The 18192-nt window shown below is 70.7% G+C and carries 17 protein-coding genes; 10 read left to right on the top strand and 7 right to left on the bottom strand.

Translation table 11 applies throughout. From position 1 onward, the window contains the following. Nucleotides 1-259: 259 nt before the first annotated feature. The 7 genes from AMK10_RS31945 (at nucleotide 260) to AMK10_RS31920 (ending at nucleotide 6839) form a co-directional block, all read left to right on the top strand. On the top strand, nucleotides 260-1024 hold the full coding sequence (locus AMK10_RS31945) for an SDR family NAD(P)-dependent oxidoreductase (RefSeq protein WP_073752918.1): 765 nt from the start codon (nucleotides 260-262) through the stop codon (nucleotides 1022-1024). A gap of 50 nt (nucleotides 1025-1074) precedes the next feature. Next, nucleotides 1075-1854: an IclR family transcriptional regulator gene (locus AMK10_RS31940; protein ID WP_241839737.1), complete on the top strand. Its 780-nt coding sequence runs from the start codon at nucleotides 1075-1077 to the stop codon at nucleotides 1852-1854. 177 nt (nucleotides 1855-2031) lie between these two features. Then, nucleotides 2032-2181: a hypothetical protein gene (locus AMK10_RS37535; protein ID WP_158070914.1), complete on the top strand. Its 150-nt coding sequence runs from the start codon at nucleotides 2032-2034 to the stop codon at nucleotides 2179-2181. Nucleotides 2182-2336: 155 nt separating this feature from the next. Further along, nucleotides 2337-3716, top strand: coding sequence for an alpha-amylase (locus AMK10_RS31935; RefSeq protein WP_073752391.1), 1380 nt, complete (start codon nucleotides 2337-2339; stop codon nucleotides 3714-3716). A 128-nt stretch (nucleotides 3717-3844) separates the two neighbouring features. After that, a complete protein-coding gene (locus AMK10_RS31930) occupies nucleotides 3845-4771 on the top strand; it encodes an adenosine kinase (RefSeq protein ID WP_073752389.1) in 927 nt (308 codons plus the stop codon). Nucleotides 4772-5062: 291 nt separating this feature from the next. Beyond that, nucleotides 5063-5743: a glycoside hydrolase family 11 protein gene (locus AMK10_RS31925; RefSeq protein ID WP_198959836.1), complete on the top strand. Its 681-nt coding sequence runs from the start codon at nucleotides 5063-5065 to the stop codon at nucleotides 5741-5743. A gap of 208 nt (nucleotides 5744-5951) precedes the next feature. After that, on the top strand, nucleotides 5952-6839 hold the full coding sequence (locus tag AMK10_RS31920; RefSeq protein ID WP_073752385.1) for an endo alpha-1,4 polygalactosaminidase: 888 nt from the start codon (nucleotides 5952-5954) through the stop codon (nucleotides 6837-6839). A 31-nt stretch (nucleotides 6840-6870) separates the two neighbouring features. Here AMK10_RS31920 and AMK10_RS31915 read toward each other — a convergent pair whose 3' ends face one another. Continuing rightward, nucleotides 6871-7368 (bottom strand): YfbM family protein, encoded by a 498-nt coding sequence (locus AMK10_RS31915; protein WP_198959835.1) that lies wholly within the window; start codon nucleotides 7366-7368, stop codon nucleotides 6871-6873. 804 nt (nucleotides 7369-8172) lie between these two features. Here AMK10_RS31915 and AMK10_RS31910 point away from each other — a divergent pair. After that, nucleotides 8173-9804, top strand: coding sequence for an MFS transporter (locus AMK10_RS31910; protein ID WP_079180947.1), 1632 nt, complete (start codon nucleotides 8173-8175; stop codon nucleotides 9802-9804). A gap of 105 nt (nucleotides 9805-9909) precedes the next feature. On the opposite strand, the gene AMK10_RS31905 is transcribed toward AMK10_RS31910, so the two are convergent. From AMK10_RS31905 to AMK10_RS31895, 3 genes are all read right to left on the bottom strand, one after another. Continuing rightward, complete coding sequence (locus tag AMK10_RS31905) at nucleotides 9910-11175, bottom strand: arginine deiminase (protein ID WP_073752383.1); 1266 nt, start codon at nucleotides 11173-11175, stop codon at nucleotides 9910-9912. A 46-nt stretch (nucleotides 11176-11221) separates the two neighbouring features. Next, on the bottom strand, nucleotides 11222-12676 hold the full coding sequence (locus AMK10_RS31900) for a basic amino acid/polyamine antiporter (protein WP_073752381.1): 1455 nt from the start codon (nucleotides 12674-12676) through the stop codon (nucleotides 11222-11224). A gap of 136 nt (nucleotides 12677-12812) precedes the next feature. Next, entirely contained in the window at nucleotides 12813-14858 is a 2046-nt protein-coding gene (locus tag AMK10_RS31895; protein WP_073752910.1) for a heavy metal translocating P-type ATPase, read from the bottom strand. A gap of 97 nt (nucleotides 14859-14955) precedes the next feature. On the opposite strand from AMK10_RS31895, the gene AMK10_RS31890 reads away from it, so the two are divergent. Continuing rightward, nucleotides 14956-15342: an ArsR/SmtB family transcription factor gene (locus AMK10_RS31890; RefSeq protein ID WP_073752379.1), complete on the top strand. Its 387-nt coding sequence runs from the start codon at nucleotides 14956-14958 to the stop codon at nucleotides 15340-15342. A 120-nt stretch (nucleotides 15343-15462) separates the two neighbouring features. After that, a complete protein-coding gene (locus AMK10_RS31885; protein ID WP_073752376.1) occupies nucleotides 15463-16491 on the top strand; it encodes an MsnO8 family LLM class oxidoreductase in 1029 nt (342 codons plus the stop codon). Between the two features lie 67 nt (nucleotides 16492-16558). Here the strand turns inward: AMK10_RS31885 and AMK10_RS31880 are convergent, their stop codons facing one another. The 3 genes from AMK10_RS31880 to AMK10_RS31870 form a co-directional block, all read right to left on the bottom strand. Next, the gene (locus AMK10_RS31880) at nucleotides 16559-16948 is read right to left on the bottom strand and encodes a DUF2267 domain-containing protein (RefSeq protein ID WP_073752908.1); all 390 of its coding nucleotides are present in this window, start codon (nucleotides 16946-16948) and stop codon (nucleotides 16559-16561) included. Between the two features lie 183 nt (nucleotides 16949-17131). Then, nucleotides 17132-17323 (bottom strand): DUF6381 family protein, encoded by a 192-nt coding sequence (locus AMK10_RS31875; protein ID WP_073752906.1) that lies wholly within the window; start codon nucleotides 17321-17323, stop codon nucleotides 17132-17134. Nucleotides 17324-17440: 117 nt separating this feature from the next. Continuing rightward, nucleotides 17441-18061 carry an L-threonylcarbamoyladenylate synthase gene (locus AMK10_RS31870; RefSeq protein WP_073752374.1) on the bottom strand — a complete coding sequence of 207 codons (621 nt, stop codon included), beginning with the start codon at nucleotides 18059-18061 and terminating at the stop codon, nucleotides 17441-17443. Nucleotides 18062-18192: the final 131 nt, after the last annotated feature.

Below are 18192 nucleotides of genomic sequence, written 5' to 3'. Positions count from 1 at the left end.
CCATTCCGTCCAATGGGAAACTTTCCGATCCGCGATCCGCCCCGCCCGCCGTACGCGCCCGACGTGTACGTCTCCGCTGATTGTCCCTCTCGGAGGGACAAAGATTCAGGAGTCATTACTCCTCGGGAGGTGGATGTATCTTGAGAATGGAAGCAATCGGGGAAATCGATATGCGGCCCTTCGGGTTTCCGCTCCAATACTGTCCCTCAGAGTGGGACGATGAAGTGGGTGTCGAAGGCGCAGTGAGGAGCGGATGAACATGGCAGGCGGACGGGTGCAGGGCAAGATCGCCGTCATCACCGGCGGCGCGCGGGGCATCGGGGCGGAGATCGGGAAGATCCTCACCGCCGAGGGCGCCACCGTCGTGGCGGCCGACCTCGCTCCCGCCGACGGCGTACCCACCGCCGCCGAGGGCGGTCCGGCCGCCTACCGGCGGATGGACGTCACCGACGAGGCGTCGGTGCGCGCGGCGTTCGACGACATCGCCGCCACCTACGGCCGGATCGACATCCTGGTCAACAACGCCGGCGTGCCGGGACCGATCAAGCCCTCGCACGAGGTCGAGGAGAAGGAGTTCGACCTCCTCTTCGACGTCGACGTCAAGGGCGTCTGGCTGTGCACCAAGCACGCGGTGCGCCACATGCTGGAGCAGCGTTCCGGCAGCATCGTCAACATGTCGTCCATCTACGGCCTGGTCGGCGGCGCCCATATCCCGCTCTACCACGCGGCCAAGGGCGCGGTCAGGCTGATGACCAAGGCGGACGCCGCCACCTACGCCACGTCGAACATCCGGGTGAACTCCGTGCATCCGGGCTCGATCGAGACCGAGTTGAGCAAGTCGCTCTCCGCCGCCCCGTCGCCCGAGGCCGCCGCCTACGCGCAGCGGATGCTGGACAACACCCCGGTCGGCCACCGCGGCACGCCCGAGGACATCGCCTACGCGGTGCTCTATCTGGCCTCGGACGAGTCGCGCTTCGTCACCGGCACCGAGCTCGTGGTGGACGGCGGTTACTCCGCCGTCTGACCGGCCCGGAATCATGGGGGCCGGGCGCCGCACCATGAACACGGCACCCCATGAACTACCGAGAGGATCCCGTGGCCGACGCCAAGAGCTACATCATCGAGTCATTGGACACCGGACTGCGCCTCATGCGGCTCTTCCTCACCCATGACACCCTGTCGGTCACCGACGCCGCCCGGGAGCTCGACGTGGCCCGGTCCACCGCGCACCGGGTGCTCAGCACCCTGGAGGCGCGTGGCTTCGCCACCCGCGACGCCTCGGGCCGGGGCTACTCCGCGGGACCCGAACTCGTCACGCTGGGACGCCCGGCCGGATACGGCCCCGAGATCAGGGCACGCCTCCAACCGGTGCTGGACGCGGCAGCAGCCGCCACCGGGGAGACCGTCAGCACCGCCGCGCTCATCGGCGCTCAGGTGATCATCACGGACGGCAGGGAATCGCCCCACCCGGTACGCGCCGTCCTGGAGACCGGCCGCGCCCACCCCGCGCACGCCACATCGGCGGGCAAGGCGCTGCTCGCCCAGCTCACCACCGAACAGGTCTGCGCCCTCTACCCGGACGAGCTGCTGCCCGGTGTCACCGGCCGCACCCTCACCTCCCGGACCGAGCTGCTCGCCGAACTGGCCCGCATCCGTACGCTCGGGCGCGCCGACAGCGCCGGCGAGTCGGTCCGGGGGATGAACGCCGTCGCGGTGCCGCTCGCAGGCAACAGCTGGCGCGACCGGCTCGCCTTGATGGCGTCCATGCCGGCCGACCGGGGCGGCGAACCCGAACTGGCCCAGCACGCCGTGGAACTGCGCAGGGCCGCGCTCCTGCTGTCGCCGCCCGCCTGACCCCGCGCCCTCGGCCTTCCGGCGGGGCGGCGCCCCTCATCGCACCGAAGGAGAACGGGCTGGCTGCCCGTCGACCAGGCGCTGGTTCATCTCTCGTCCGACGCTCTCGCCGCCGTCCGGCACCCCCGCGCGGCCACCGCACTGTCGGCCGGCACCGCCCGGGACGCGCTCCTGCTCATGCGCCGTGACCAGGCCCCGCGGGCCGAGGACCCGGTGGACGCGGCCCGTTCGGAGGCCGGTGTGGACCACGCCCGCCGGGCTCTCGTGGCGTGCCTCTCCCGCCCGCCGGGCCCCTCCCGCACCACTCCCGCCGGGCAGGACGGCTGACTCCAAGATCTTGCGCAAGGAATTGAAAGACCTTGCAGAAATCCTTGACGGCGGCACGCGGGGAGCGGCAGGCTCCGACACGTTCCCCCCACGGCAGCCAGGCGCGTGGCTGTCTTCGAGGGCACAGCTGTGCCCTGTCGTCGAAGGAGCCGCACATGCAGCACCGTTTCCGTCTGATCGGCGGAACGCTGGCCGGAGCCGTCACGGTCGCCGGTCTCACGACACTCGCCCCCTGGCAGTCCCAGGCCGCGCCGCCCGGAGAGAGGACCGTCACCGTCACGATGTTCGAGCGGCAGTACGCCGATGTGGCCGCCGCCTGCACCGACCAGCTCGGACCCGCCGGGTACGGCTACGTCCAGGTGTCGCCCGCCAGTGAGCACATCCAGGGCGACCAGTGGTGGACCTCCTACCAGCCGGTCAGCTACCGGATCGCCGGCCGCCTCGGCGACCGCGACGCGTTCGCGGGCATGGTCGAGGCATGCCACGCCGCGGGCGTCAAGGTCATCGCCGACGCCGTCGTGAACCACATGGCCGCCGGCTCCGGCACGGGCACCGGCGGCACGGCCTACACGAAGTACGACTACCCCGGCTCCTTCCAGGACGCCGACTTCCACACCTGCCGCACCGCGATCAGCGACTACGCCGACCGCGCGGACGTGCAGAACTGCGAACTGGTGGGGCTCTCGGACCTGGACACCGGCAAGGACGAGGTCCGTTCCGCCATCGCCGCGTACCTCGACGACCTGCGGTCGCTGGGCGTCGACGGCTTCCGGATCGACGCGGCCAAACACATGGCGGCCGACGATGTCGCCGCGATCAAGGGGAAGATGAGCGATCCGGGCTTCTGGGTCTCGGAGGTCATCCACGGCGGCGGCGAGGCCGTGCAGCCCGAGGAGTACACGGGGATCGGCGACGTCGACGAGTTCCGCTACGGGGGCCACCTCAAGAGTGCCTTCCAGGGCGGCGGCCTCGCGCAGCTGAAGTCCGTCGCGGACGGCAAGCTGGGCAGCGCCGACGCCCGTACGTTCGTGGACAACTGGGACACCGAGCGCAACGGCTCGACCCTGACGTACAAGGACGGCGCGGCCTACACCCTCGCCAACGTCTTCATGCTCGCCTCGCCGTACGGTTCGCCGAACGTGTACTCGGGCTACACGTGGTCCGACAAGGACGCCGGCCCGCCGAGCGGCGCCGACGGCTGGACCGGCACGCACGCCCAGCAGGCGATCACCGGTCTCGTGGGGTTCCGCAACGAGGTGGGCTCCGCCGAGCTCACCGACTGGTGGGACAACGGCGGCGCCGCCATCGCCTTCGGCCGCGGTGACAAGGGGTTCGTCGCGCTCAACAACGGCGACGGCGCCCTGGAGGGGACCTTCACGAGTTCCCTGCCGGGCGGTACGTACTGCAACGTCGCCGCGGCGCCTGCGGGCAGCTGTGACGGCAACACCGTCACGGTCGGCGACGACGGGACCTTCAGCGCGACCCTGCCGGCCCGTGGGGCGCTGGCCCTGCACGCCGGAGCCCGGACGGACTGACCGGCCGGACCAGACACACCCGGCGCGCGGGACGGAGTCACTTCCGTCCCGCGCGCCGGCGACGGTCACGGCCACGTGGCTGCTGACCATGACGCACGTTCACCGACCCGAGAGGCACGACCATCTCCATGCGCAAGCAGACCGACGTCCTCGTCCTGGGTGGCGCGGGCGTGGACACGATCGTCCATGTCCCCGAACTCCCGCTCCCCTTCGCCGACAGTCACATGATCAGGCCGGGCATCGAGACCCGCGCGGGGCAGAGCGGGGACTTCGTCTCGGTCGGGCTGCACGCCCTCGGCCTGAGGACCCGTCATCTCGACATGCTCGGGGACGACCACGAGGGGGAACTGGTCCGCGCCCTCCACCGCGACCGGGGCATCCCGCTCACCGCCGTACACCTTCCGGCCGGGACCAAGCGCGCGGTGAACCTCGTCGGTCCGGACGGGCGGCGGCTGTCCCTGTACGACGCCACCCGTACGCCCGACACGGAACGCTTCGACGAGTCCACGGTCCGCGAACTCGCCACCGACGCCCGCCACGCACACGTCGTGATCACCCAGCCGTGCGACCTGGCGCTGCCGGCGCTCCGCGAGGCGGGCGTGACCATCTCCACCGATCTGCACGACTGGGACGGAGCCAACCCCTACCACGAGACCTACGCTCTCCAGGCGGACACCGTCTTCCTGTCGACCACCGCCCTGGCCGACCCGGAGCGGACCATGCGTGACATCGAGGCCCGGGGCAGGGCCCGGATCGTCGTCGCCACCGCGGGCGCCGAGGGCTCGTACCTCCTGTACGACGGCGAGCTGACGCACACACCGGCCGTCACCCCGCACGCCCCGGTGGTCGACTCCAACGGCGCGGGCGACGCCTTCGCCGCGGGCTTCCTCCTCGGCGTGCTCAACGGCGAACACCCGCGGCGTGCCGCGCTGTTCGGAGCGGTGGCCGGCGCCTACGCCTGCACCGTGCCCTCCACGCGCACCGATGCCATCGGGCGCGATGCGCTCCTCGCCCGGGTCGAGGAGCTGTCGTCCGGGGAACTGACACCCCAGTAGATCTCGAAAGAATTTCGAAACTTTCGACCTCCTCATTCGAATCATGATCTCGGAATTATGCACTCCACGGAAAGGTGGTGCATTCGAATCTTCAATAATCAGCCCTGACCTGGCACAACTGGTCTCGATGCTCTCCTTGGTGGGATCGGCACTTTCGTAATCCTTGCGGAAACTGTTGACACTTGACGGGGGCAGATCAACACTGGCGCCGTCGCAGGCCGTCCGCAGGACTGCGGTACCCCCACCTGTCACAGGGCTCCCCATGAGCCGCCACGAGGAGGAAGCGTGACCATGGACAACACCCCCACCCAGCCGATGGATCGCAGGGGATTCATCGGCCGGGCCGGCGCCCTGGCGCTGGCGACGTCCGGACTGATGCTGCCGAGCACCGCGCACGCCGACACCGTCATCACCACCAACCAGACGGGTACCGACAACGGCTACTACTACTCGTTCTGGACCGACGGCGGTGGCTCGGTCTCCATGAGCCTGGCGTCCGGCGGCAGCTACGGCACCTCGTGGACCAACTGCGGCAACTTCGTCGCCGGGAAGGGCTGGGCCAACGGCGCCCGCAGGACCGTCAACTACTCCGGCAGCTTCAACCCGTCGGGCAACGCGTACCTCACGCTCTACGGCTGGACGGCCAACCCGCTCGTCGAGTACTACATCGTCGACAACTGGGGCACCTACCGGCCCACCGGAACGTACAAGGGTACGGTCACCAGCGATGGTGGTACGTACGACGTCTACCAGACGACGAGGGTCAACGCCCCCTCCGTCGAGGGTACGAAGACCTTCAACCAGTACTGGAGCGTCCGGCAGTCGAAGCGGACGGGCGGCAGCATCACGGCGGGCAACCACTTCGACGCGTGGGCCCGTTACGGAATGCCGCTGGGCAGCTTCAACTACTACATGATCATGGCGACCGAGGGCTATCGGAGCAGCGGGAGTTCCCGCATCTCGGTGAGCTGACGCACCGCCGGAAACCGAGGCGGCGCGGCGGCCCCCGGGTCGCCACGCCGCGCGCGGATGCCGTGCGGCTGTTCGGCCGGCGGGGATTCCACGGCCGCAGGAGGGGGACCGGCTTCCCGGCCCGACCCGCGCTCCCGGTACCCGGCGGGCCGGGCCCGGAAGCGATGGCGGAGGATGGGGGAGATCCTCTTCGACATCTGGAGTACGTGTGGCCGCCCGCGACCTTCCCCCGCTTCTCCGTCGCAGGCGCACGGCGGGCGGTGCGGCCGCACTCGTCGCGGCCGTGCTGGGGGCGAGCGTGCTGTCCGGGTGCGCGGCCGAGGACGGCCCGTCCCGCGATGCCGCGCCGGTGAAGAGCCCGGCGTCCGAGGTGCTCCTGCCGACGGCCGGCATGGCGTTCGACTACCAGATCGGCGGCGGCTACACGCCCCCCGGCGGGGTGCGCGCGGTGTCCCGCGACCGCGAGGACGAACCGGCCCCCGGCCTCTACAACGTCTGCTACGTCAACGCCTTCCAGGCGCAGCCCGGTGCCCTGGACTGGTGGAAGGACACCCATCCCGACCTCCTGCTCACCGACGCCGAAGGGGAGCCGGTCATCGACGAGGGCTGGGACGAGGTGCTCCTGGACACCTCCACGGCCGCGAAGCGCGAGCAGCTGGCGGAGATCGTCGGGGACTGGATCGACGGCTGCGCGGAGAGCGGCTTCCAGGCGGTGGAGCCGGACAACCTCGACTCCTTCGAGCGCTCCGACGGCAGGCTGACCAAGGCGCACAACGAGGCGTTCGCAAGGACACTCGCCGAGCGGGCACACGATGACGGCCTCGCGATCGGACAGAAGAACACCACCGACCTGCTCGACCGGCACGCGGCGATCGGCTTCGACTTCGCGGTGACGGAGGAGTGCGCCCAGTTCGACGAGTGCGACGCGTACGCCGACGCGTACGACGGCCGGGTCTTCGCCATCGAGTACGAGGGCGAGGGCGACGTCGGCTTCGACGAGAGCTGCTCCGCCTGGGGCGACAGGATCTCCCTCGTCCTGCGCGACCTCGATGTGCTCCCCGGGGGCGAGAAGGGCCACGTGTTCCGTCTCTGCTGAGCTTGCCGTTCAATGTCCCCGCCGTAGGAGGTCAGTCGAGCCAGACCACCATGGCGTGCTCGGAGGAGGCCGCAGCCTGGAAGAACTCGGTCAGAGGCACAAACAGGTCGCGGGCCCATTCCAGGGAGGCCGGCGAGTCCCAGATCTGGGGATAGATCTCGGCTGCGGTGAGTTCGTTGTGGTCGACGCCGTGGATCAGATCGTCGTAGGTCATCCGGTTCAGGCTGTCGGCGGCCAGTTGCACCCGGTCGACGGAGAGGTACCGCGGCGGATCGTAGCCCCAGTCGTCTGCCTCGGGGATGAGTTCCTCACCGAAGACGATGTCGACCGGGAAGTCCGACCGCTTCAGCAGGAACCCCAGCAGGTTCCAGGTCTGGTGCGTGGTGAAGTGCCGCGCGTCGGCGGGTGCCGTCTCCTCGTCCTCCTGGTCCTGAACGTCGGAGGCGAAGTCAAAGGCCCACTCGGGGTCCTCCAGGGCTCGGGCCAACTCGCCGGGTGTGACACGCAGGTACTCGCCGTTCATGCTCATGGGCGGCAGCATACGGAGCGGCTCCGACAAAAGTTTCGGCTGGTCAACCAGCTCGGCGTGGTCCGGTGCCGACCTTGTGGTGGGCTGGTCTGCGGTAGGGCTCGCCGGTCACCGGGAGCAGGCCGACGTCGTAGCGGGTCGCGGGGCGGCGGTTGTCCCGGGAACACCCGGACGAGTGATCACCAGGTCCGCCTGCTCGAGGCCGCTGGACAGATCACAAGCTGAGCGCTGCGCTCCAAGCGCTCCGAACCGCCGACGCGGGCGCCCTCACCAGAGGGCGTTTTCGCCTCGCGCGCCACTTCGGCGCGTCCTTCCTCGGCCGGCGGTGCCCCGTAGGGCCTGGTCCTCCCTCCGCGTCCTTCGCGGTGGTTCCGCGCACTCATCGCCGAGTGAATCATCTGTACGTTCTGAAAGAGTCCTTGACAGTCCATAAAGCTTGTGACAATTTCACTCCTCAATCGGCTGGTGAAGCCGGTCGCAGGGTGTCGCGCTGCCGGTGCGGCTCCTGCCCACCTCAGGAGGGGCCGCGTGACGTGCTCACCCGCTCCCGGGGCCGACGGTCCGGTGCGCCCTTCGTTACGGCCACGGCCACTCCGGGCCGTCACCCTCGTACCCCTGGGCTGAGCCCCGGCCCACGCCGCTCAGCCCGGCTGTCGCCCCTCCCGTAGAGCCGCCCTTCATCCGGACCTCGCCCTGCCGCGTGGTTCGTACCGGCATGCCCCCTCGGACGCCCCGGTGCGCCGGAACCGGCATGCCGGTTGGTACGCCACGGCCATCTCCCGCACGGAACAAAGGAGTTCACGCATGAGCCGCGTCAGCGAGCCGTACAGAACCGCAGCCGAGGAGGCCGCGCCCCCCGAGAGCCCCGCTCGGGGCGTGCGTTCCCCGCGCTACCGGGCCACCCTCGTGGCCGGCTTCGTCGCCGTCCTGGTCGCCCAGCTGGCCAACGCGCTGCCCGGTGCGCTCAACGGCACCTTCCAGCAGGAGTTCCAGACGGCCGGTACCCAGCTGACCTGGATCACCGCAGCCTTCTCGATCCCGCTGGTCGTCTTCGAGCTCACCTTCGGAGTCCTCGGCGACCTCTGGAGCCGCCGCAAGCTGCTCTTCGGAGGAGCCGTGCTCACGGCGATCGGCGCGCTGATCTGCGCCACCGCACCCTCCGTGCAGGCGATGTGGGTGGGCCAGGCGGTCGGCGGTCTCGGCGCGGGCGTCCTGTTCCCCATCTCCCTCGCCCTCATCGCCGCCGTCACCCCGACCCAGCACGCCCGGTCGAGAGCGATCGCCGTCTGGGCCGGATTCCTCTCGGCAGGCGCGGCGATCTCGCCCCTGCTGGCCGGTCTCTTCGCCGAGTACGGCTCGTGGCGTGGCTCCTACGTCGTCGTGGCCGCACTGGGCCTGGTCACCTTCGGGCTCACCTTCGGCGCCGCGGACTCCTCCGCCCCCGAGGGCCGGAAGCTGGACATCCCGGGCCAGGTCACCCTCGCCGTCGGTCTGATCGCGGTCATGTACGCCGCGGTGCAGGGCTCGGAGGTCGGCTGGAGCCGTCCCGAGATCATCGGATCCTTCACGGTGGGCGCCCTGCTGCTCATCGCGTTCGTCGTCATCGAGCTGCGCACCGACCCGCCGCTGCTGGACCTCGACCTGTTCAGGAACCGGGCGTTCACCATCTCGTCGCTCGTCGCGGTGATCGGCATGTTCAGCTTCCTGGGCATCTGCTTCGCGACGAGCATGTGGGTCGGCGCGGTGCAGCACCAGAGCCCGCTCAAGCTGGGCTTCCTGTTCCTCTTCATCCAGGGCCCGGCATTCGTCCTCATCCCGGTGATCTCGCATCTGATCAGAAACGTGTCACCCCGGTGGGTCCTCACCTCCGGGTTCGTCCTCGTCGCGATCGGCGGCTTCATGTGCTCGCGCTTCGACGTACGGGACATGGACTGGACCCAGTTCATCGCGCCGCAACTCTGCGTCGGTGTGGGATTCGCCCTGACCGTCGGCTCGATCACCGCCGTCGCCATCAACTCGGTGCCGATCGCCTACGCGGGCATGGCGAGCGCGACGACCAACCTGCTGCGCGACCTCGGCTTCGCCCTCGGGCCGGTCGTCGTGGGCGCGGTGGCGCTCAGCAGCGCGGGCGACGCCTTCATGTCGGCCCTGCCGGGCGCCGGGCTCCCGCCCGAGGAAGTCGGGGCCGCCATGGGCATCGGGCGGGAAGCGGGTCCGCTCGCGGTCAACAGCCTCCCGCCGGGCACCCCGGGGGCCGCGGCGCAGTCGATCGCGCTGGACGCACTGGGTGACGCCCTCTCGCTGTCCTTCCTGGTCTGCGCCGTCGCCGCGCTCGCCGCGGCCGCCCTGACGCTGTTCGGCCTCATCGGATCGGGCGGGTCCCAGGCCCTCGACACCGCCGACGAAGCTCACCGGGCGGCGCCGGCGCCCGCGTAGAACCGACGCGCCGGAAGCGGTTCCGGCACCGCACGCCGTCCCACGGCGCGACCGTGGGACGGCCGCCGGAGTACCCGGCCGGACGCTGCCTCAGGGCCGCGCCGCTCAGAAATCCACCGGCTCGCGGATGAGCGGGCACGTCATGCAGTGCCCCCCGCCCCGGCCGCGTCCCAGCTCCGCGCCGACGATCGTGATGACTTCCACGCCCGCCGCGCGCAGCAGATCATTGGTCTGGGTGTTGCGGTCGTAGGTGAACACGACCCCGGGTTCGAGCGCCACGGCGTTGTTTCCGCTGTCCCACTGCTGGCGCTCGGAGGCGTACACGTCGCCGCCCGTCTCGATCACCCGCAGGGAGGGCAGCCCGAGGCTCTTGGCCACGACGTCGGTGAAGGCCCGGGAACCCTCGTCGGTGACCTCCACCCCGGGGGACCTGTCGCTCGGACGGAGGGAGAACGTGCGGACCGCGTCCATGATCGTCGGGTAGACCGTCACGATGTCGCGGTCGGCGAAGGTGAAGACCGTGTCCAGGTGCATGGCTGTCCGCAGTTTGGGCATCCCCGCGACGACGACGTGCTCGGCGGCCCCCTGCGCGAAGAGCGAGGCCGCGACCTGGGTGATGGCCTGGCGGGAGGTGCGCTCACTCATGCCCATGAGGACGACACCGTTGCCGACCGGCATGATGTCGCCGCCCTCGAAGGTGGCCTGGCCCCACTCCTGCTCGGGGTCGCCCCACCAGACCCTGGCTCCGGTGAAGTCCGGGTGGAAGAGGTAGACCGCCTTCATCAACAGCGTCTCGTCGTGACGCGCGGGCCAGTAGAGGGGGTTGAGCGTCACCCCTCCGTACAGCCAGCAGGTGGTGTCGCGGGTGTAGAGCGTGTTGGGCAGGGGCGGCATCAGATATTCGCGCACCCCCGTCGACTCGCGCGCCAGGGCGAGATAGCCGGACCGGTAGTCGTCGGGCAGGTCGGCGGTGGCCAGCCCGCCGATCAGATACTCGGCGAGCTCACGCGGTTCCAGCGACTCGAGGTAGGCACGGGTCGCGTCGATGAGACCCAGGCCGACCTCATTGGCGGTGATCTTGCGGTCGAGGAGCCATGACCTGGCCGTGGGATCGGCGACCGTCCGCGCCAGTACGTCGTGCAGCTCCACGACCTCTACGCCGCCCTGCTGGAGCTTGCCGACGAAGTCGGCGTGGTCGCGCTGCGCGTTCTCCACCCACATCACGTCGTCGAAGAGCAGGTCACCTGCGTTGCCCGGGGTGAGCCTGCGGTGGGCGAGGCCCGGTGCGCAGACGAGCACCTTGCGCAGCTTGCCGACCTCGGAGTGGACGCCGTGCACGGCAGGCGCGCCGGAGGCGGAGGTGTTCGTCATGAAGGGCTGCCTTTCGGTCGGGAAGCGGACGCGGGGAGTGCGGACCTCAGAGGCTGATCCATCCCGCCGCCAGGGCGATCACCCCGACCACGGCCCCCGCGACGGAGACGGCGCAGATGAGGCGTTCGGCGGGGGAGAAGACCCGCCGTCCCTGTTCCCTGCGGGCCATCGCGAACAGGATCGTGGCAGGGGCGTAGATGATGAAGGAGACCAGGACGAATTTCAGTCCGGCGGCGAAGAGCAGGAACGCCGTGTAGAGCGTCGCCACGATGCCGACGGTCAGGTCGCGCCGCTTGGCCGTTCCCCTGGTCAGTTCGTCGGGACGGACCATGATCTTGACGGCGAACGCGGCGGCGAGCAGGAACGGGATCAGGGACAGCGCACTGGTCAGATCGAGGGCGAAGTTGAACGCGTCGTCCGAGAAGAGCGTGATCACCAGGACGACCTGGGACAGCAGCGTCGTCATCAGCAGGGCGGGCACCGGCACGTCGGCGCTGTTGGCGTGGCGCAGGAAGCGCGGCATGTCGTGGTCCTTGGCGGCGACGAACAGCACCTCGGCGGCCATCAGGGTCCAGGCGAGATACGCGCCGAGCACGGAGACGATCAGCCCCACGCTCACGAAGACCTGGCCCCAGGTACCGACCGCCTCCTCCAGCACCGCTGCCATGGAGGGCTGGCGGAGGTCGGCGATCTCGGCCATCGGCATGATGCCGTACGAGACGATCGTGACCGAGGCGAAGACGGCGAAGACGCTGAGGAAGCCGAGGACGGTGGCGCGCCCGATGTCCTCGCGTCGCCTGGCGTGGCGCGAATAGACGCTGGCGCCCTCCACACCCAGGAAGACGAACACCGTGGCCAGCATGGTGCCGCGCACCTGGTTGAACAGGGAGCCGGCGTAGTCCGCGCCGCCGAAGTTGTCGGCGAACACCGATGCGTCGAAGAAGAACAGGGCCAGGATCACGAACACGATGATCGGGACCACCTTGGCGACGGTGACCACCCTGTTGATGGCCGCCGCCTCCTTCACGCCCCGGCGGATGAGGAAGTAGAAGGCCCAGAGCCCGGCCGTGGACACGACCACGGCCACCAGCGTGTCGCCGTCGCCGAGGGCCGGCCACACGGCCCCGACCGTCGACGTGATCAGCACCCAGTACGTCACATTGCCGACGCAGGCGCTGGCCCAGTATCCGAACGCGGAGAAGAAGCCGAGATACTCGCCGAATCCGGCCTTGGCGTAGGCGTAGACACCGGCGTCGAGATCCGGCCGGCGCACCGCGAGCGTCTGGAAGACGAAGGCGAGCATCAGCATGCCCGTCCCGGCGATCGCCCAGGCGATCAGTGCCCCCGCCACACCCGTCTCCTGGGCGAAGCGCGACGGCAGGGAGAACACTCCGGCGCCGACCATCGAGCCGACCACCATCATGGTCAGCGTCAGCAGCGACATCTTGACCGGGGTGGCCGGTCCTTCGGAGACGTCGGTCCCGGTGCGGGAGCTTGTCATCTGGTCCCCCTCGTGCGGTGCAGATACGAGGGGGACTTTAGTTGCAAATAGGACATTGTGCCCGATAGGTGGCCGTGATGGCGGCGGGTCGCGCGGTTCGGGTGAGGCGCCGGGAGCCTCCCGCGCTGACGGGACCTCAGGCGGCGGCCGGCTCCGAGGGTGTGGGTGACGGCTTCGGGGTGAGGCCCTGGCCGGCCGCGCGCCGCCATGCCGATTCGCGCAGCAGCCGGAGGCCGTTGAGGCCCACGATCACGGTGGAGCCCTCGTGGCCCAGGACGCCGTGCGGGAGCGGAAGATGGCCGACGAGGTCCCAGACCACCAGGACGGAGATGAACACCCCCGCGATGACCAGGTTCTGCACGACCAGCCGGCGCGTTGCCCGGGACAGGGCCACCACGGCGGGCACGGTGGCCAGTTCGTCTCGGATGATCACGGCGTCCGCGGTCTCCAGTGCGAGATCGGAGCCGGCCCTGCCCATCGCGATGCCGGTGTGCGCGGCGGCCAGCGCGGGCGCGTCGTTGACGCCGTCGCCCACCACCAGGACCTTGCGCCCCGCCTGTTCCTGCTCGCGTACGGCGGCCGCCTTGTCCTGGGGGAGCAGTCCCGCGCGAACGTCGGTGATGCCCGCCTCGGCGGCCAGCCGGGCGGCGGCGCGCGGGTTGTCACCCGTCAGCAGCATCGGCGAACCGCCGGTCAGACGGGCCAGCGACGCGACGGTTTCCACGGCGTCCCGGCGCATGCGGTCGGCGATTCCCAGCACCCCGGCCGGCACGCCGTCCCGCAGGACGAGCACGGCGGTGCGCCCGCCGTCCTCCAGCTCCTCGGCGGCGGAGGCGGCGTGGTCGAAGGCGGCGGCCGTGGTGGCCGTACGGGTGGAGACCTCGCGCAGCAGTCGCCCGGGCGAGCCGACCGCGATCCGGTGGCCGTCGACGGTGGCCGTGACCCCCGTGCCGGGCGCCGACGTGAAGTCCCCGGCGGGGGCGACCGGCAGGCGCCGCTCCTGCGCGGCGTTCACGACGGCGCGGGCCAGGGGGTGCTCGCTGGCGTGCTCGGCGGCGGCCGCCAGGGCGAGCAGCGTGTCCTCGGTCAGCCCGGAACCGGTCAGCGGGCGGACGTCGGTGACGCGCGGGGTGCCCTCCGTCAGGGTGCCGGTCTTGTCCAGCGCCACGGCGTCGGCCTGCCCGAGGCGCTCCATCACGACGGCGGACTTGACGAGGACACCGTGGCGTCCGGCGTTGGCCATGGCGGAGAGCAGCGGCGGCATGGTCGCCAGGACCACCGCGCAGGGGGAGGCCACGATCATGAAGGTCATCGCGCGCAGCAGGCTGTCCTTCATGTCCTCGCCGAAGCCCAGCGGTACGAGGAAGACGGCCAGGGTGGCGGCCACCATGCCCAGCGAGTAGCGCTGCTCGACCTTCTCGATGAACAACTGGGTGGGCGCCTTGGTCCGGGAGGCCTCCTCCGTCATGGCCACGATCCGGGCGATCACGGACTCCGAGGCGTCGCGCTCGACGGCGACCCGCAGCGTTCCCGTGCCGTTCAGCGTTCCGGCGAACACCTCGTCCCCGTGCTCCTTCGTCACCGGCAGCGGTTCGCCGGTGATGGTGGCCTGGTCGACCTCGCTCGCGCCGTCCAGGACCCTTCCGTCGGCGCCGACCCGCTCTCCCGGGCGGATGCGGATGACATCACCGACCACGAGGTCCTCGGTGGCGACGCTCTCCTCACCCCCGTCGGGCATGATCCGGGACGCGGTGTCCGGCGCCAGGTCGAGGAGTCCGCGTACGGCGTCCTGGGTCCGGGCGGTCGCCAGTGCCTCCAGTGCTCCCGAGGTCGCGAAGATGACGATCAGCAGCGCCCCGTCCATCACCTGTCCGATCGAGGCCGCGCCGAGCGCCGCCACGATCATCAGCAGGTCCACGTCCAGGACCTTCTCCCGCAGCTCCCGCAGTCCCGACAGGGCGGGCTCCCAGCCTCCGGCGGCATACACCAGGGCGTACAGCGGGCCCCAGGCCCAGGCGGGGGCGCCGGTGACCTGGAGCGGCAGCGCCAGCAGGAACAGCGCCAGGGAGGCGCCCGCCCAGCGGGCCTCCGTCAGCGCGAGGACGCGGGTCCTGCGCCGGGGGACCGTGCCGGGACCGGCGGTCGGGGTGCGCGAGGGGCGCGGGATGACGGCAGCGGGCATGGCGGAGAAACCCCTCACGGGCGGCGGGAACGGCGACGCCACCACCGTACAGGAACATATGAACAGGTCTTCATGTGTCATCCGTAGAATGAGTGCCATGGGCCACGGACGCGACGAGCAGAACACCGCAACCACCCGCGAGCGTCTGGACGCCGTGGGGGCCGCGGGCGTCGCCGAGACCCTCCAGGCGCTGGCCACCCCGTCCCGGCTGCGGATTCTGGCACGGCTCCAGGAGGGCCCCTGCGCGGTCGGTGACCTCGCCGAAGCGGTGGAGATGGAACCTTCCGCCTGCTCCCACCAGTTGCGGCTGCTGCGGAATCTCGGACTCGTCGCGGGCGAGAGGCAGGGGCGCTCGATCGTCTACGCCCTGTACGACCACCACGTCGCCGAACTCCTGGACCAGGCCCTCTACCACGTGGAGCATCTGCGCCTGGGACTCCGCGACGCGCCCGCCGAAACCGCCGCCGCGGCAGCCCGGCGGTGACGGCGCGCCACGCCGGGTGACCCCGGCGGCGGCCGCGTGCCCTGCCGGGCCTCCCGGCCGTGACCGCGTGCCGCGCCAGGGATACGGGAATCCCGGCGCGCCCCCGGCGTTGAACCATGAGTGAGCCCACTCATCGGATCGACCCGCTTCTCCTTCCTCGACCGCTCCCGCACCCGCGAGGGGGATGACGGCCCGCAGGCGCTGCGGGACACCGTCGCGCTCGCGGGAACGGCCGAGGACCTCGGCTACCACCGCTTCTGGGTGTCCGAACACCACAGCGTGCCCGGTGTGGCCGGATCGGCGCCGACGGTGCTCGCGGCTGCCGTGGCCGCCGCGACATCCACCATCAGGGTGGGAACCGGCGGGGTCATGCTCCCGAACCACCAGCCCTTCGTCGTGGCCGAGCAGTTCGGGGTCCTGGCCTCGCTCTTCCCCGGCCGGATCGACATGGGCCTGGGCCGCTCCGTCGGCTTCACCGACGGGATCCGCAGGGCCCTCGGCCGGGACAAGGGCGACGCCGACGCCTTCGCCGGTCAGCTGAGCGAACTCCTCGGCTGGCTGGACGGCACGCAGCGGGCCCACCCCCAGGTGCACGCCCGTCCCGCCGAAGGGCTGCGCGTTCCGCCGTTCGTCCTGGCGACCGGCGGCGGCGCGGCGATCGCCGCCGCGGCCGGTCTGCCGCTCGTCGTGGGCGACCTCCGGGGCCGCGAGAGGCTCGTCCGCGCGGTCGAGGAGTACCGCGCCGGATTCCGCCCCTCCCCATGGGCTCCCGAGCCGTACGTGATCGTGGCGGGCACCGTCGCCGTCGCGGGCACGGAGCGGGAGGCGCGGCGGCTGCTGATCCCCGAAGCGTGGTCCATGGCGTACGCGCGCACCCATGGCTCGTTCCCGCCGCTGGCGCCGGCCGGACGGATCGAGGCACTGGCCATGACGGACAAGGAGCGCGGGCTGTTCGAGGACGGACTGCGGGGGCATCTCGCGGGCACCGAGGACACGGTGGCCGACGGACTGGAGCTGGTGCTCAAGGAGACCGGCGCCGACGAGGTGCTGGTCACGACGAGCACGTACGACCGCGAGGCGCTCGTGGACTCCATGCGGCGGCTCGCCCGTCTCGCGGGCCTGCGCCCCGCCGCCGACGCCGCGCCCTGAACTTCGGATGCCGTGCCGGCCTCGGACGCACCCCGCGCCGCACGTCGGACAGCGCCCGCCACCGGCCTCAGATGCTGCCGGGGTGACCGAACAAGAGGTCGTAGCCCGGAGGCAGTTGCAGCAGCATCCGATCCAGGAGATCCTCGCCCGCGGCGTCGGCCGCCACACTGAGCACCGCGCTGGTGTCCCAGGCGGCGGTCTGCTCGGTCGCGCCCTCGATCCAGGCGGCCGCCGCGCGCACGAATCTCTCGGGGCTCAGCGGCTCGGCGGCCTGCAGCGGATTGAGAAGGATCAGCGCGAAGGTCTCGGGCAGCCGGGCCGCCAGCTCGTTGCGCTCCTCACCCACCAGATGCGCCCCGAGCAGCGCCAGCACCACACGTGACGCGCGCTCCGCCTCCAGGCCCGATGGATAGTCGCCCCGTTCCTGGACGGCCTCCAGGAACGCCTGCCATCTCATGTACGTCACCGGTACCCCTTCACGGAGCGCGAGCGGAGAGCGGGGCGGGGGAGGGGAGCCCGTGCCCCGCCCTCCGCGTATTCACCGCAAGCCACCTCATGTTCGTACTAACACGGCTGCACGAGGGCGGCAAACGCGCGGCGGCTCTTCCACCGACGGGTGACGCGACGCCCCCGTGCCGGCCTACTCCATGGGGTAGATGTCCCCGCTCGCCATGCCGCTGACCTGCACGCTCTGGTCCTCGAGCCGGTGCGCCTTCTCCTGGAGACGCTTGCGTTCCGCGGGGTCGGTGGACTTCTCCGCCGCCGCTTCGAGGTCCTTCGCCTTGTCGCGCATCTCCTGCGCGCGGCCCCGGAGGTCTTCCTGCTCGCTCATGATCACTCCCTGGCGCTGTACGGAGCGGACACCTCCACCGAACCAGGCACCGGGGGGTACGCGCATCTCAGCGGAGCCCGCGGAAGCGCGGAGTGACCGCGCGGGGACCCGGGCGGGCTACTCGAAGCGCGTCGGATCGCCCGCCCCACGGCGTACGATCTCCGCTTCGCCGCCCGAGAAGTCGATCACGGTGGTCGGCTCGGTTCCGCAGTCGCCCGAGTCGAGCACCACGTCCACGACGTGGTCGAGGCGCTCCTTGATCTCCCAGCCCTGCGTCAGCGGCTCCTCCTCGTCCGGCAGGAGCAGCGTGCTGGACAGCAGTGGCTCGCCGAGCTCGGCCAGCAGGGCCTGCGTCACCGTGTGATCAGGGATCCGGACCCCGACGGTCTTCTTCTTGGGGTGCAGCAGCTGGCGCGGCACCTCCTTGGTGGCGGGGAGGATGAAGGTGTAACTCCCGGGCGTCGCCGCCTTGATCGCGCGGAAGACGTCGTTGTCGACCTGCACGAACTGGCCGAGCTGCGCGAAGTTCTGGCACACCAGGGTGAAATGGTGGCGGTCGTCGAGATTCCGGATGGACCGGATGCGGTCGATGCCGTCGCGGCTGCCCAGCTGGCATCCCAGCGCGTAGCAGGAGTCGGTCGGATACGCGACGAGTGCGCCCGACCGGATGCTCTCGGCCATGCCGGTGATGGTGCGGCGCTGAGGATTGTCTGGGTGCACGTCGAAGTACTTGGCCATCCGGCGAGTCTACGGCCTCCGGACCACGTCGTTCCGCCTTCGGAGTGCCCTTCCGGGGGAGTTCCGGGAGAGACCGCCCCATGCTCGCGCGCGGGGGAAGTGCCGCGGGCGGGTGGCCCGGTGACTCCGGG

The sequence above is a fragment of the Streptomyces sp. CB02058 genome (genome assembly GCF_001905505.1).
In the GTDB taxonomy this organism is placed as follows: Bacteria; Actinomycetota; Actinomycetes; order Streptomycetales; family Streptomycetaceae; genus Streptomyces.
The sequence above is the reverse complement of the archived record's forward strand: the minus strand, read 5'-3'. Positions and strand labels throughout refer to the sequence as shown.